General features: G+C 41.7%; 12 protein-coding genes and 2 pseudogenes. 9 read left to right on the top strand and 5 right to left on the bottom strand.

Going from position 1 to position 14,793, the window contains the following annotated elements; all coding sequences use genetic code 11:
* Window positions 1-5: 5 nt before the first annotated feature.
* A pseudogene (locus EAE91_RS17170) lies at window positions 6-823 on the bottom strand (pyridoxal phosphatase).
* 145 nt (window positions 824-968) lie between these two features.
* On the opposite strand from EAE91_RS17170, the gene pgl reads away from it, so the two are divergent.
* Window positions 969-1,955 carry a 6-phosphogluconolactonase gene (gene pgl / locus EAE91_RS17165; RefSeq protein WP_214089550.1) on the top strand — a complete coding sequence of 329 codons (987 nt, stop codon included), beginning with the start codon at window positions 969-971 and terminating at the stop codon, window positions 1,953-1,955.
* A 196-nt stretch (window positions 1,956-2,151) separates the two neighbouring features.
* On the opposite strand, the pseudogene EAE91_RS25045 reads toward pgl, so the two are convergent.
* Window positions 2,152-2,311 (bottom strand): annotated as a pseudogene (locus tag EAE91_RS25045) (RNA-guided endonuclease InsQ/TnpB family protein); the annotation flags it as partial.
* Between the two features lie 120 nt (window positions 2,312-2,431).
* Between EAE91_RS25045 and EAE91_RS17160 the strand changes: the two are divergent.
* Window positions 2,432-3,106: an antitoxin Xre/MbcA/ParS toxin-binding domain-containing protein gene (locus tag EAE91_RS17160; RefSeq protein WP_214089549.1), complete on the top strand. Its 675-nt coding sequence runs from the start codon at window positions 2,432-2,434 to the stop codon at window positions 3,104-3,106.
* Window positions 3,099-3,764, top strand: a complete 666-nt coding sequence (locus EAE91_RS17155) for an RES family NAD+ phosphorylase (protein ID WP_011145785.1) — start codon at window positions 3,099-3,101, stop codon at window positions 3,762-3,764. The genes EAE91_RS17160 and EAE91_RS17155 overlap by 8 nt, the downstream gene beginning before the upstream one ends.
* A 287-nt stretch (window positions 3,765-4,051) precedes the next feature.
* On the opposite strand, the gene bioA is transcribed toward EAE91_RS17155, so the two are convergent.
* Window positions 4,052-5,323 (bottom strand): adenosylmethionine--8-amino-7-oxononanoate transaminase, encoded by a 1,272-nt coding sequence (bioA, locus tag EAE91_RS17150; protein ID WP_214089548.1) that lies wholly within the window; start codon window positions 5,321-5,323, stop codon window positions 4,052-4,054.
* 94 nt (window positions 5,324-5,417) lie between these two features.
* On the opposite strand from bioA, the gene bioB reads away from it, so the two are divergent.
* From bioB to bioD, 4 genes are read left to right on the top strand one after another with little or no spacing between them, the layout of a single operon-like run.
* Window positions 5,418-6,455 carry a biotin synthase BioB gene (gene bioB, locus EAE91_RS17145; protein ID WP_214089547.1) on the top strand — a complete coding sequence of 346 codons (1,038 nt, stop codon included), beginning with the start codon at window positions 5,418-5,420 and terminating at the stop codon, window positions 6,453-6,455.
* Window positions 6,455-7,606 carry an 8-amino-7-oxononanoate synthase gene (bioF, locus tag EAE91_RS17140; protein ID WP_214089546.1) on the top strand — a complete coding sequence of 384 codons (1,152 nt, stop codon included), beginning with the start codon at window positions 6,455-6,457 and terminating at the stop codon, window positions 7,604-7,606. The genes bioB and bioF overlap by 1 nt, the downstream gene beginning before the upstream one ends.
* Complete coding sequence (gene bioC, locus EAE91_RS17135) at window positions 7,590-8,357, top strand: malonyl-ACP O-methyltransferase BioC (protein WP_214089545.1); 768 nt, start codon at window positions 7,590-7,592, stop codon at window positions 8,355-8,357. Before bioF ends, bioC begins: the two co-directional genes overlap by 17 nt.
* Entirely contained in the window at window positions 8,350-9,030 is a 681-nt protein-coding gene (gene bioD / locus EAE91_RS17130) for a dethiobiotin synthase (protein WP_214089544.1), read from the top strand. Before bioC ends, bioD begins: the two co-directional genes overlap by 8 nt.
* Window positions 9,031-9,207: 177 nt before the next feature.
* Here the strand turns inward: bioD and EAE91_RS17125 are convergent, their stop codons facing one another.
* Window positions 9,208-10,101: a queuosine precursor transporter gene (locus tag EAE91_RS17125; RefSeq protein ID WP_214089543.1), complete on the bottom strand. Its 894-nt coding sequence runs from the start codon at window positions 10,099-10,101 to the stop codon at window positions 9,208-9,210.
* A complete protein-coding gene (locus EAE91_RS17120; RefSeq protein WP_214089542.1) occupies window positions 10,102-10,716 on the bottom strand; it encodes a helix-turn-helix domain-containing protein in 615 nt (204 codons plus the stop codon). It lies immediately after the preceding gene.
* A gap of 765 nt (window positions 10,717-11,481) precedes the next feature.
* On the opposite strand from EAE91_RS17120, the gene EAE91_RS17115 reads away from it, so the two are divergent.
* Together EAE91_RS17115 and uvrB are read left to right on the top strand one after the other, a co-directional pair.
* Entirely contained in the window at window positions 11,482-11,640 is a 159-nt protein-coding gene (locus EAE91_RS17115; RefSeq protein ID WP_214089541.1) for a hypothetical protein, read from the top strand.
* Between the two features lie 733 nt (window positions 11,641-12,373).
* Window positions 12,374-14,383, top strand: a complete 2,010-nt coding sequence (gene uvrB, locus EAE91_RS17110) for an excinuclease ABC subunit UvrB (RefSeq protein WP_214089540.1) — start codon at window positions 12,374-12,376, stop codon at window positions 14,381-14,383.
* Window positions 14,384-14,793 lie beyond the last annotated feature (410 nt).

The following is a 14,793-nucleotide window of genomic DNA, read 5'->3' as shown; positions in this document are numbered from 1 at the left end:
AGCAATTAAAGGACATATTTGCGAATAACTTCGGCAATACCCGGCTGAGTATTATCCAGCGTCACCAGATCGGCTTGTTCTTTAATAGCATCCTCACTGTTACCCATAGCGACACCGAGCCCGGCGGTTTTCAGCATACTCAGGTCATTAAAGTTATCACCAAAGGCAATAACATCTTTCATCCTCATTCCCTGTGATTCAACCCACTGTTTCAAACGCATACCTTTGCTGTTACCTTTCTTGGCAATATCCACCTGATCGAACCATGACCATTCACACGAAAGACCTGTATCATTTTCGATTTGCGCTGTTACTTCCCGCAGTTTTGCTAAATCAGGAGAGCTGGTGGCAAATTTCCAGATAGACTGTACTTCATTAATAGCATGCTGAAAGCTATTAACATGTCGCATAGTTGGGCGTTGAGATTCAGGTAGGGTTTCAGACCATTTCATGGTGCGGACAACTGTGTCATAGGGTTTCTCATATACATAGCGTCATCCACATACATCAGACGGTGAATATCGGTGTTTTTTAAGTGGGTGAGAACTTTTATGGCTTCCTGAGATGACAGCGGATCTGAGGCTAAGACTTTCTTTTCATGGTAATCATACAGATAAGTACCATTACAGCAGATGGCAGGAGTATCGAGTTGCAAAGCCTGATAAAAAGGGTGGATAGCGACATGATGACGGCCAGTAGCAATCAGCACCTTAATACCAGCTTTACGTGCTTCATTTAGTACAATGAGTGATTCTGGCAGGATATTTTTTTGAGGATCGAGTAGTGTACCATCCAGATCCAGTGCAATGATGCGATATGACATAAATTAGCCTCGTAACTATATATAATGTAAGGATATTACATTGGAACTGAATAAAGCTACACCAATTGTGCGGTGAGTTTAACTGATAAAACCAATTGAGTCGTTACAGCGCAATAAAATGGTAATGGATAATTAAGGAGTGAAGATGAAACAAGTGGTTTATACGGCGAGTCCAAACAGTTATCAGATTCATGTTTGGAGCCTGAATAATGAAGGTGAGTTATCACTGATTCAGACAGTTGATGTACCGGGGGAAGTACAACCAATGGTGGTTAGCCCGGATCGTAAACATCTTTATGTTGGTATCCGACCACAATTCAGTATTGTCACTTACCAGATTGGTTCTAGTGGGGAACTGGTACAACAGGGGATTTCATCAATACCGGGTAGCCCGACGCATATTTCTACTGATAAACAGGGTCGCTTTTTGTTTTCTGCCTCCTATAGTTATAACAATCTAAGTGTCAGCCTAATTGACGAACAGGGTATTGTGGGTGAACCTGTTCAGGTTATTGCAGGCTTGCAAGCGCCACATTCAGCTAATATTGACTGGGATAATAAACAACTATTGGTTCCTTGTCTGAAAGAAGATCGTATCCGTATTTTTGAGCTGGCAGAAGAGGGTTATCTGACAGAAAAACGTGCAGAGGAAATGACTACAGCAATGGGTGCTGGCCCTCGTCATATGGTATTTCATCCAAATCAGCAGGTGATTTACTGTATTAATGAACTGGATTCTACGGTGGATGTTTATCGCAAATGGGAAAAATACCGGACTGTTCAGACGATTGATTCATTGCCAGCAGATTTAGCGGGTGTTCGTTGGTCTGCGGATATTCATATTACACCGGATGGCCGTCACCTTTATACCAGTGAACGGACTTCAAGTTTGATCAGCCATTTTGTTATTTCACAAGATGGTTTTAATTTGACGCTGGCAGGGCACTATAAAACTGAAACTCAGCCGCGTGGTTTTGCTATCGATCACAGTGGAAAATATCTGATTGCATCCGGTCAAAAGTCTGACCATATTTCAGTCTCTTCTATTGACCAATATACCGGTAAATTGACTGAATTGACGCGCTATCCAGTAGGTAAAGGTCCAATGTGGGTAACGGTGCTGGCCCTGTGAATTTAATGAGAGTATTGGATGTTAACGGCGATCGTGTGTGCTGGTTAAGGTTTAATCTGGTAGACATTGATGTAAATAACCGGTAGTTACCAGCTCAAGTTTGAGCTAATACAACTCCAAATTTTGCAGTTATTCAACCGGTCAGATGCAAAAATGGTTTTCTATGTCTGCCCGGTTGCACTAAACTCATCCAGTGATTGCTCCCCGCCTGCTGTAACGTGATGGCGTCACATACCTTGAGTAGAGGCGTATTTGCGTGATTTCTTCGTGACTGCCAGTAGTGGTTTGAAGTCTTTGCACGGATTTAAACTCACATCGTGACTTTTATAAGCATGCTTTTTGATGTGCAGCGCTTTGATGGAAGCCTCGTGTGATGCAACTACACCAATCCTTGTACTTTTAACAAATACGCAATATCATCCATATAACGAAAATACGCAAAATACGAACTCAAACAGATGCAATAGGGAGGCAGTATGATTACTAAATCGCAATCCAAATCGGAGAATGTTAGCTTTGACTTTCTTTCAATTGAGTTATCAAATGACAAGGATGTTGCCAAGCATATCAATTTGTCTGAAATTCCCGTTGATGAGGCAGATCAGTATGTGGTAATAAAGTTGCCAAGAGCAATTGATTATCATGATATTAAGTTGGCAATAGCTAGTGCAGTAACCGCTGTCACTACATTCAATAAGAACAAACATCGGTCTGTTATGACCGAACCATCTTCAAAAATTGGATTTGCTTCCCGTAATGAAGCACGCCTTGAAAAATTAAAAAATCAGATCATTACTGATTCAGAGTGGCTGACTGCAAGTGAACTTAGCAAATTGGCCGGATCTAAATCAATGAATTCCAGCGCTGCGGCAAATCGTTTGAAAAAGTCGAAAAAAATATTCGCATTGCCAATTAATGGCAAAGACTTATTCCCATTGTATGCTCTAGACGAAGGCGGCCAACCGTTACCAGTGATAAAGAAAACCATTGCGCTGTTTGGAGACAAAAAGACCCCTTGGTCAATGGCTATTTGGTTCGGTACACCAAATAGCTGGCTTGGTAATAAAAAACCAAAGGACCTTGTATTAACTCAACCTGATGATGTTTATATGGCAGCCAAAGAAGAAGCTGAAGGGCCGCGTCATGGTTGATGATAAAAAAGAATTTCAAGAAGATATACCGCTTCCCCCAGAGAATACAGCAGCCAAAATTCAAAAGTGGAAAGCGGGTACACCTATTGAACGTATTCATAAAGCTGAGTTTAAAGGCGCTGAATTTAATCCTGGTGTTGGTAATGCCCGTTTTAGCCCGTTCAAAAATAATGGAATCTTTGTTCCAACACTCTATGGAGGTGAAAACGTAGGAGTCGCTATTATGGAGACGATTTTGCATGATATTCCACTAAATTGCGCCGGTATACCTGTTGAACTGAGTAAACTAGATGATTTAGCGTATAGCCAAATTACGCCAAAAAAAGACATCAAGTATGTGGATATCAACCCACGAATATTGAAGAAATGGGGGATTATTCAAGGCCAACTAGTAGAATCAGAAGCATCGGATTATCATATTACTCAGCTCTGGGCAGCAAAAATTTATCATGACAATCCTGATGCTCAAGCAATTCGATGGCCCTCTAAGCAGCACGGCGGTAAAGCAATAATAATTTTTGGAGATCGGGTGGAAGAAAAAGATTTGCATGTGTCTCTTGAATCAGAGTCCGCCGCTACTTCTAAAGAGGTTAACGAAAAACTTAGAGAGCTTGCAGATGAAATGGAATTGGTTTTGGTACCTACAGATATGACATGAAGGAAAGGCCATCATATATACCCGTCATCTTTCAAGTTGTCTCTTTGTTGGCTGCACTCGCTCACCCCAGCCACCCCGGTCACATAGTTATCTATGCTCCCGGGGATTCACTCCCTTGCCGTCGCGATGCATCTTGAAATCCATAGGGTATAGGTACAGAAAAGCGTAGAAAAACAGATAGTTAGCTACTTAACTGACTGAGATTACCCAATTGGGAGCCTTTTTTGATCGAACTGAAACTTAGCTTTATTAAATAAATTCAGAAGAATTTATTTAATAAAGGAAAATTACAAATTAATTGCTCCAGAGACAGCCTGTGTCAGGCGTGAAAGTTGCTCCGGTTGAATAATATATGGCGGCATCAAATAAATCAGCTTGCCAAATGGTCTTATCCAGACGCCTTGAGAAACAAAATGGTGTTGTAGCACCGCCATATTCACGGGTTGCTTCATCTCTACGACGCCAATTGCACCTAATACCCGAACATCAGCCACTTTTGCATGGTGTTTTAGCGGCATCAACTCAGTCTTTAATTGGCTTTCAATTGATTTAATACGTTGTTGCCAAGGGCTTTGTAATAACAAGCTCAAACTGGCTTCTGCCACGGCACAAGCTAATGGATTGCCCATAAACGTTGGGCCATGCATAAAACAGCCTGCTTCACCATTGCTAATTGTTTCGGCCACCTTACGGGTTGTCAGTGTTGCTGATAGTGTCATATAACCACCGGTCAGCGCTTTTCCTACACATAAAATATCCGGCTCGATTTCAGCATGTTCACAAGCAAACAATTTTCCTGTGCGGCCAAAACCGGTGGCAATTTCATCCGCAATTAATAGAATCTGATGCTGATCACAAAGCATTCTGACCTGACGCAGATATTCAGGATGATAAATGCGCATTCCTCCAGCACCCTGTACGATAGGCTCAAGGATCACTGCGGCGATATCACGGGAATGCTGCTCCAGCAAAGTACGAAATGGCATGATATCCCGTTCGTCCCATTGAGAATCAAATCCGCACTGAGGCGATTCGGCAAACAGATGGGGCGGCAGATAGCCTTTGTAGAGGTTATGCATTGAATTGTCGGGATCACAGACAGACATAGCGCCAAACGTGTCACCGTGGTAACCGTGCCGTAATGTCAAAATCCGCTGACGTTTCTCACCTTTTGCTTGCCAATATTGCAATGCCATTTTTAACGCCACTTCCACCGCGACGGAACCTGAATCCGCCAGAAAGACACATTCCAATGATGGTGGGGAGATTGCCACTAATTGCCTGCAAAGTGCGATTGCGGGTGGATGGGTAATTCCACCAAACATGACATGGGACATCTTATCAATCTGAATCTTAGCGGCTTGGTTCAGTACCGGATGGTTATATCCATGAATGGCAGCCCACCAGGAAGACATGCCATCCACCAGCTTACGGCCATCAGCCAACTCTAGTTCCACCCCAGAAGCCCCAACGACAGGGTAAACCGGAAGAGGGGTAGTCATGGAGGTGTAGGGATGCCAAATATGGCGTAGATCAAATTCAATATCGGAAGAAGTCATAAGGTTCAATGTAAACTAATTTTTTTAAAATTGGTTGACAGTATAACGGCATTATTTAAACTGACTACATTTTTTTCACACTGGAGATGTTATTGTGATTGAACGTAAGCAATGGACAATTAAGCAGGCGCAAGAGCTGTTTGATAAACCTTTTTTCGAATTATTATTTCAAGCACAACAGGTTCATCGTATCTACTTTGATCCTCAGCAAGTACAGGTCAGTACACTACTTTCCATCAAAACCGGGGCTTGTCCGGAAGATTGCAAATATTGCCCGCAAAGTTCCCGTTACAAAACCGGCCTTGAAAAAGAGCGGTTGATGGAAGTGGAACAGGTGATTGATTCTGCTCGTAAGGCTAAACATGCGGGTTCAACACGTTTTTGCATGGGGGCCGCGTGGAAAAATCCCCATGAGCGGGATATGCCTTATCTGGAGAAGATGGTTAAGGAAGTCAAAGCCCTGGGGATGGAAACTTGCATGACGCTGGGCATGCTCAATGGTTCACAAGCGCAGCGGCTGGCGGATGCAGGATTAGATTACTACAACCACAACCTTGATACCTCCCCGGAATTTTATGGCAACATCATTACGACTCGGACTTATCAGGACAGATTGGATACCCTTGATAAAGTGCGGGAGGCCGGAATAAAAGTGTGCTCTGGTGGTATTGTTGGTTTGGGGGAAGCGATCCGTGATCGGGCTGCGTTATTGGTACAACTGGCAAATCTGCCAAAACCGCCGGAGAGTGTCCCCATCAACATGTTGGTTAAAGTCAAAGGTACGCCACTGGCTGAGAATGAAGATGTAGATCCTTTCGATTTTATCCGCACGATTGCTGTTGCCAGGATCATGATGCCGTCTTCTCATGTTCGGTTATCCGCAGGTCGTGAACAGATGAATGAACAGACACAAGCAATGTGTTTTATGGCTGGTGCCAATTCTATTTTCTATGGCTGTAAGTTGCTTACTACACCTAACCCTGCGGAAGATAAAGATTTACAACTGTTTCATAAGTTAGGCATTAATCCTCAGCAGACTCAGACGGCATTTGGTGATAATCAGCAACAGCAGTATTTGGCCGAAGCCATTATCAATGCGGATAACGAACAATTTTATAATGCGGCGTTATAATGGATTGGTCAGCTTATCTTTCCCGGCAATTGTCTGTTCTCCAGAACTCTTCTTTATGGCGGCAGCGACAGGTTAATCAGAAATCAGACGGGCGATTTTTATATACCACTGATGGCAAATATCTCAATTTTTCCAGTAATGATTATCTTGGATTAAGTACCAATCCCGCAGTCATTTCCGCATGGCAACAGGGAGCGAAACAATATGGTGTTGGAAGTGGTGGTTCAGGCCATATTATCGGTTACACAAAAGCTCATCAGGTGCTGGAGCAGCAATTGGCTGATTGGTTGGGGTATCCAAAAGCATTACTGTTTATTTCAGGATATTCCGCTAATCAGGGGGTCATTGCCGCGTTAATGACGAAACAGGATCGAATTATTGCTGATCGTCTGAGTCATGCCTCATTAATGGAAGCCGCTATGCATTCCCCCGCTCAGCTACGGCGTTTTCTGCATAATCAACCTGAATCACTTAAAGATTTACTGGCAAAACCCTGTGTTGGGAAAACGTTGGTAGTGACGGAAGGGGTGTTCAGTATGGATGGTGACAGGGCACCATTGTCTGATATTTATCGGCAAACTAACGCTTCTGGAAACTGGTTAATGGTGGATGATGCTCATGGTATTGGTATCTGTGGTGAACAGGGCCGGGGAAGCTGTTGGCAACAGAAAGTAAAACCAGAAATCCTGATTGTCACTTTTGGCAAAGCATTTGGGTTGAGTGGTGCCGCGGTGCTTTGTGATGAACAGACAGCAGAATATCTGATTCAATACTCACGTCATCTTATCTACAGTACTTCTATGCCCCCGGCACAAGCGCGGGCTATTTCTGAAGCGGTCCGGCAGATACAAGCGGGTGATGAATTGCGCCAACGATTACAGCAGAATATTGATTATTTCCGTCGGCAGGCACAGCAACTGCCGTTCAATCTGACAGATTCAACCACTGCGATCCAGCCATTGATTGTTGGCAATAATGAGCTAAGTCTATCTTTATCCCAATATCTGCAACAAAAAGGTATTTCGGTCAAAGCGATTCGTCCACCAACAGTACCTCCGGGTAGCGCCAGACTCCGCATCACGCTGACTGCCAGTCATACGCAGCAGGATATTGATATGCTGATGGAGGCATTGCATGAGTTCCGTCGCTGAATTTGTCAATAAACAGGCGATTGCCGGGGCGTTTGGACGAGCAGCAGCCAATTATGATGTGGTGGCAAAATTGCAGCAGCAAACCGGTGAATTTCTTATGCAACAAGCCGATGGTCATCCCGGTAAGTTAGTCTTGGATGCCGGTTGTGGCACGGGTTTTTTTAGTCACCGTTGGCGACAGCAGGGGAAGCAAGTTATTGGGTTGGATTTGGCATCAGGCATGCTGATTCATGCTCGTAAACAGTTGGCGGCTGACTATTATCTGCAAGGGGATATTGAACATTTAGGGCTTGCTGACAGCAGTGTTGATATCTGTTTCAGTAATCTGGTTGTTCAGTGGTGTGATAATTTATCCAGCGCTTTAAGAGAACTTTATCGGGTAACCCGTCCTGGTGGATTAATTTTGTTCTCCACCTTGGCTAAAGGTTCATTACATGAATTGAAGCAAGCCTGGAGTGCGGTTGATAACTACCAGCATATTAATCACTTCCTGCCACAGCAGACGATTAAAGATGCTTGTCGGGGATTCCGGCATTGTCTTATTAGTCAGGTTTATCGCCAGCAATATTCTCATATATTGCCGCTATTGGGTTCGCTAAAAGGGATTGGTGCGACTCACCTTCATTATGGGCGTCAGCAGGGGTTGATGACGCGTGAACGGCTGATTGCTCTGGAGCAGGCTTATCCACGTGAAAATAAACAGTTACCTCTTAGCTATCAGGTTGTCTTTGGAGTGATTTATCGTGACTAAGAGCTGGTTTTTGACGGGTACAGATACCGAAGTGGGTAAAACAGTTGTAAGTTGTGCTTTGTTACAAGCGGCAACCAAAGCAGGATATAAAACAGCAGGTTATAAACCCGTTGCTTCCGGTAGTGAAATAACGCCGACAGGTATCCGTAATTCCGATGCGCTGGCATTGCTGGCAAATAGTTCTGTGCCTTTGCAGTATGAAGAAGTGAATCCGTTAGTATTTGTTGAAGCAACATCACCCCATATTGCCAGTGATGACCTGAATCAACCTATTGATTTTGCTGTTATGTCTACGGGGTTGCACCGGTTAGAAAAAAAAGCGGACTGGGTTTTAGTTGAGGGTGCTGGTGGTTGGTATACCCCTTTATCGCAATCGGTGACTTTTGCTGACTGGGTGGTTAAAGAGCAATTGCCGGTTATTTTGACAGTAGGGGTGAAACTGGGCTGTATTAATCACGCGATACTTACTGTGGAGGCAATTATAGGTTCAGGATTACATTTTGCAGGTTGGATAGCTAATGAAGTTGAACCCGCAGGTAAACGCCAACAAGAATATTTATTGACGTTAGAGCGTATGTTGTCCGCTCCTTTATTGGGTAAGATTCCTCATGTAACGAAAGGATATTTTAATCATTTAGGGGAATATATAGATTTAAACTTACTGGTTAATTGAATTATTAATTTGCAAACTTAACCTGATAATCTACCCATATTGGGTGGGAAGTATATTGGTTTTACTGCTGGTTATGTATAATAATTTATTTTAAAACAATGTGCCGGAATGGTGTTCCGGCATAAAAATGATATTTTTCAATAAGTTTTATATATTCTGGCAAAAATGGGTATCTATTCATACTTCGGCAAGTTTTTTATTCACGGGAGCATCTGTTGGGCGGTTGATATAATTTCTGAATATCTTTCTTACCAGGTAAATAGGGCCTACACCCAGGATAGAATAAGCCACTTTAATGAGGAACTGGGCGATAATCATTTCTTTTATGATATCTATACCGAGAACACCATAGAAAGCAACGGAGCAGAATATTATACTGTCAAATGCTGAGGCGATAACAGTACTGGTTATTACTCGCAGGAAAAGATACTTTGAATTTGTGAGAGATTTTATTTTACAAAGAAGATATGAGTTTATATTCTCAGAGATAAAATAAGCAAGAGATGATGCCAGTAATACAGATACGATACTATTTACTATTCCATTATAAGTTGCACCAAACTCCCATCCAGGAACACCCGGCATCAATGCGGTTCCCCAAAGCCCTAGAACAAATAAGAGGTTCGCGGCAAAAGAGATAATAATCGTTCTTCTTGCCAGACGTAATCCATAGAATTCGTTCAGAATATCAACTAGCAGGAAGGTGATAGGGTAAATAAAAACGCCAGGAGGCGTGACGATATTAAGGATCGGGATATGAATGGGTTTCACACCACATATGGTAGAGAAAATATAGATAACACTAAGCGCGATGCTAATGAGTAAATAGGCTTGCCATGAGCGTTCATGACGATCTCCAAGTTCATAAGCTGTTACGATATTACTGTGGCTGTATAATTTCCGATATATCGTACTGAGCTCATGTCTGCTCAGATCTTCTGAGATATCACTGTCGGCTAGCTCTTTTAACCCCATAGTAATGGTCTTGCCTGTCGCTAGTACCATGACATTTGCCGATAATTTACCGTATCTTGTGAATCCCAGTAATTTAAACTTCTGATTTGCTGTCATTTATAGTCTTTCTCCTACGATGTAGCCTAAGAAATGAGCATTTTTGTAGGGTTTCCTATCGAGACAGTCGTCATTTTTCTCTTGCCGGATAAAGAACCCAATTCCCTTAGCGTAATACAATAATGGCGTATTGGTGACTAATGCGGGGGGGCGTTTTATAAGGATCACCTCGCCGGGAATGAATGTATCTTCTATTGCCGATTCAACTTTAAGAGCCAGCATGTTTGATTCATCACCAAAGAAATAGGTAAGCGGATACTCGGTAACAAGCTGACCTATTTTTTTCTCAGAAACGGCTAAAAATTCAGATTGTGGAATGATGGGGATAGCCGAAGGATTTTTATTGCCTTCGGTTGAGAGTGTTTCATTGAGGCGTTCTAATTGTTCAAGGTCATAATATTCTATTTCTTCACAGGAAACACCGAAAAAATCGGAGATCCGAAGAATAGTAGATTGTTGAACGTTATTGACTTGTCCTTCCAGAATTTTATAAATGGTGGTACGGGTTAATCCTGTTCGATTGGAAAAAGAGCTCTTGGTTTCTCCACGGGTACGTATCAAATATTCTATATTTTTAATGATATTTGTTTTTCGCTGTGCGTTAGACGTTTTCATGAGAATCCTTTATATAAAGATAACAGCATTACTATATATTACTTAATGATATTATTCAGCGTGAAAAAAACCACTCATTGTTATAATTTATTGATTTTACTTTTAATATCTTATTTTCTGAGTATCTATATTAGCACATCCTATATCAGAAAATGCTCATGGATTTATATTTATATTCTAAAAATGAAAGTTAAATCATGGAATTAAGTGAAATTCATTATAAAGTTTACACAAAACTGAACTTTATGTTTATTTTTGTGTTGACTTTATGGATTTTATTATAATAATGTTAAGTTGTATTGATGTGTTTTTGGGTGATCAGATAGCATCAAACAAAATATTATTATTATAAATCTCTCGGGGAAGAGCTACTTTATCCTTCGAGTTTGAAAGTGGGTTATTTCTTTTAGCACTAGGGAATCTCCGGAAAACAGAGGAAGTGAAATAAACATTAGGACTGAAAATAGTAAATTAATAAAATGATAACACGATTAAAACACCAGGAAATGGCAGTATAAAAATGCTTTGGAACAGCAATCGATTGGAATTGTGAATGATAGATACAAAGTAGTTTTTCGATCGAAAATAGCCAGCAGAATATTGGACGTTTTACGAGGGCAGTGTCGATTTGATATTTGTGTATCTATCATTTTTTTTGCGCGTTCACGATGGCGCTAATTTTGTAAAATAGGGGGTATGCTGATGTGAATTCATTAACTTATCAATGACATACTTTAATATCTAATTAAAAATCGGGTTTTGTTCATGCCAATTAAGCCAGTTGCTGTTTTTGGTAAATGTTTATTGGCATTGTTTGTTGAAATAGTAAAGATAGTCAAAAATATTGTTGATGATATTGAGTCTGCTATTGCTGAAAGCACAGAATCCTATTTCCGCTTAGGTAAAACCCAACTCCCCTCTTGAGTAACAGATTTCATACAGGAAACTGTTCACCGATTATCTCTTATTGAATAAAATTCTAATCTAATATCAATATTGTTTTCTGCTGCTTGACGATGAAAAAGCAGTTTTTTGCATTCAGCATACAGAAAAATTCGATAATTATCTACCTTTAATGCTAGTAATATTGAACGAATATGATTTATTGATGTTTAATTTCTGTGAGAAAATTCTTATTTTTGCAGCAAATTTATTCATTTTTCTGAAATGAGTGGCTGAGATAAAGGTTAAAAAAATAGTGAAAATTTTTATCGATAGAGGATACCTATTTTGTGGCATGATGTTGCAACCTCGTACAGTTAATAGGGTTTGTAGAGTTATCCACTATTCCTGTGGATAACCTTGTGTATTAGACTTAGAAAAGTGACGCAACGCAAGAAAATACGCGGCTTGCGTCAAGGTTGATGTTATTCTCGTCTTTGTTTTAATCATGTTAAATATCAATAGGATAGCTAAAATCAAGCCCTGTCTGGCCGGTGGTGATGCTCCATATTGTCACCTTTCAGCCGATCATATAGAAAACGGAAAAATCAAGATAATTTTGGGGATAAAATGGCATTTATTTTGATATCAATGCATGTTTAATTGATAGGGAAATGACCTATTTGAGCCCGTTTTTATAAAACCAACTTGAGGCTGGTTTTTTATCCAGTATTATAGATGAATTAATGTTAAGAAAGTGAAAAGTGAGATACCGATGAGTAAGGTGTTCAAATTACATTCTGACTTCCAACCGGGTGGTGATCAGCCAGAGGCGATCCGTCAATTACAGGAAGGCTTAGAAGACGGGCTTGCCCACCAGACTTTGCTAGGGGTTACGGGGTCGGGTAAGACATTCACTATCGCCAATGTGATAGCCAATTTAAACCGACCAACGATGGTACTTGCTCCGAATAAGACACTGGCGGCTCAACTTTACAGTGAAATGAAGGACTTCTTCCCAGAAAATGCCGTAGAGTATTTCGTTTCTTATTACGATTATTACCAGCCTGAAGCCTATGTGCCGAGTTCCGATACTTTTATTGAAAAAGATGCTTCGGTAAACGAGCACATTGAGCAAATGCGTTTGTCTGCTACCAAGGCTTTGCTGGAGAGGCGAGATGTGATTGTTGTTGCGTCTGTCTCGGCTATTTATGGTTTGGGTGATCCCGATAGTTACCTAAAAATGATGCTCCACCTGACCAACGGTATGATTATCGATCAACGATCCATTCTGCGGCGTTTGGCTGAATTGCAATATACCCGCAATGATCAGGCATTTCAGCGAGGGACATTTAGGGTACGCGGTGAAGTGATTGATATCTTTCCGGCTGAATCTGATGAGCACGCTCTGCGCGTTGAGTTATTTGATGATGAAGTAGAACGGTTATCACTGTTTGATCCGTTAACAGGACAGATTCAATATCATGTTCCACGATATACCGTTTATCCAAAAACTCACTACGTTACTCCTCGTGAACGCATTGTTCAGGCAATGGAGGCGATTAAAGTTGAGCTTGAGCAGCGGCGTAAGGTATTACTGGCAAATGGTAAATTGCTGGAAGAGCAACGTATTACGCAGCGTACACAATTCGATTTGGAAATGATGAATGAATTGGGTTATTGCTCCGGCATTGAAAACTATTCTCGTTATCTCTCTGGTCGTGCTGAGGGGGAACCGCCGCCGACACTGTTTGATTATCTCCCGGCTGATGGTTTGCTGGTAGTGGATGAATCGCACGTTACCATCCCGCAAATCGGTGGGATGTACCGAGGGGATCGCTCCCGCAAAGAGACGCTGGTGGAATATGGTTTCCGTATGCCTTCCGCGTTGGATAATCGTCCACTTCGGTTTGAAGAATTTGAGGCACTGGCTCCACAGACAATTTATATTTCGGCAACGCCGGGCAAATATGAATTGGAAAAATCCGGTGGTGATGTGGTGGAGCAGGTAGTGCGTCCTACGGGGTTGCTTGATCCTGAAGTAGAGGTGCGCCCTGTCGCAACACAGGTTGATGATTTACTGTCTGAAATCCGCATTCGGGCGGTGAAAAATGAACGGGTGTTAGTCACCACATTGACTAAGCGAATGGCGGAGGATTTAACCGAGTATTTGGAAGAACACGGTGAACAGGTTCGTTATTTGCACTCGGATATTGATACTGTCGAACGTGTGGAAATTATTCGGGATCTTCGTTTAGGTGAATTTGATGTATTAGTGGGGATTAACTTGCTGAGGGAAGGGCTGGATATGCCAGAAGTTTCTCTGGTGGCCATTCTTGATGCGGATAAAGAAGGTTTCCTGCGGTCTGAACGTTCATTAATTCAGACGATTGGGCGTGCTGCCCGTAACTTGCATGGTAAAGCGATTCTTTATGGCGATAGGATAACTGATTCAATGGCGAAAGCTATTGGTGAAACGGAACGTCGGCGTGCTAAGCAGCAGATATTTAATGAAAAACACGGCATTACTCCAAAAGGTCTAAATAAGAAAATTGGTGATATTCTGCAAATTGGGCAGCCGACGAATGGCAAAGGGAGGGGCAGAGGTAAAGCTGTTGCCACAACGGAAACATTCAGCAAACTGTCTGCCAAAGAGTTGGAAAGTAAAATCCGCGAGCTGGAAACGAAGATGTACCAGCATGCTCAGGATCTTGAATTTGAACAAGCAGCTAGTGTTCGGGATCAGGTTCAGGCATTGCGTGAGCAATTTATTGCCAATTCTTAACAATTGCCCCGTAAATCCTTGCCCAATGCGAGGACGTCGCAAAAGGCCAGCATTGAAAATAAACCCGCAGAGATTTATTGCCTGTTATTGGGGCTGACAACCCATGACAGGCTAAATATCGAACTTCAATATATACCCGTCATCTTTCAAATTGCTTCTTATTAATTAAAGAATTCAATATGAAAAATCGAAATTGAGAACGATTAATTAGCCATTTTGCGTGATATCAATCACATTCTTTTCATATTCATCTGAGAAATATCGTGATCTTGTGGTCATAATGTTTAGAGAGCGAAATTCTCTGTTATTTGTCTCCACTCCATCCTACTTAGCTGGAAGCGGTCTGTTGTTCTCTCTAACGCCACGTATTAAATGATGGCTATTTTACGCTGTCATTTTTTTACCGCGGA

Source organism: Photorhabdus noenieputensis (assembly GCF_018448935.1).
Lineage (GTDB): Bacteria > Pseudomonadota > Gammaproteobacteria > Enterobacterales > Enterobacteriaceae > Photorhabdus > Photorhabdus noenieputensis.
The sequence above is the reverse complement of the archived record's forward strand: the minus strand, read 5'-3'. Positions and strand labels throughout refer to the sequence as shown.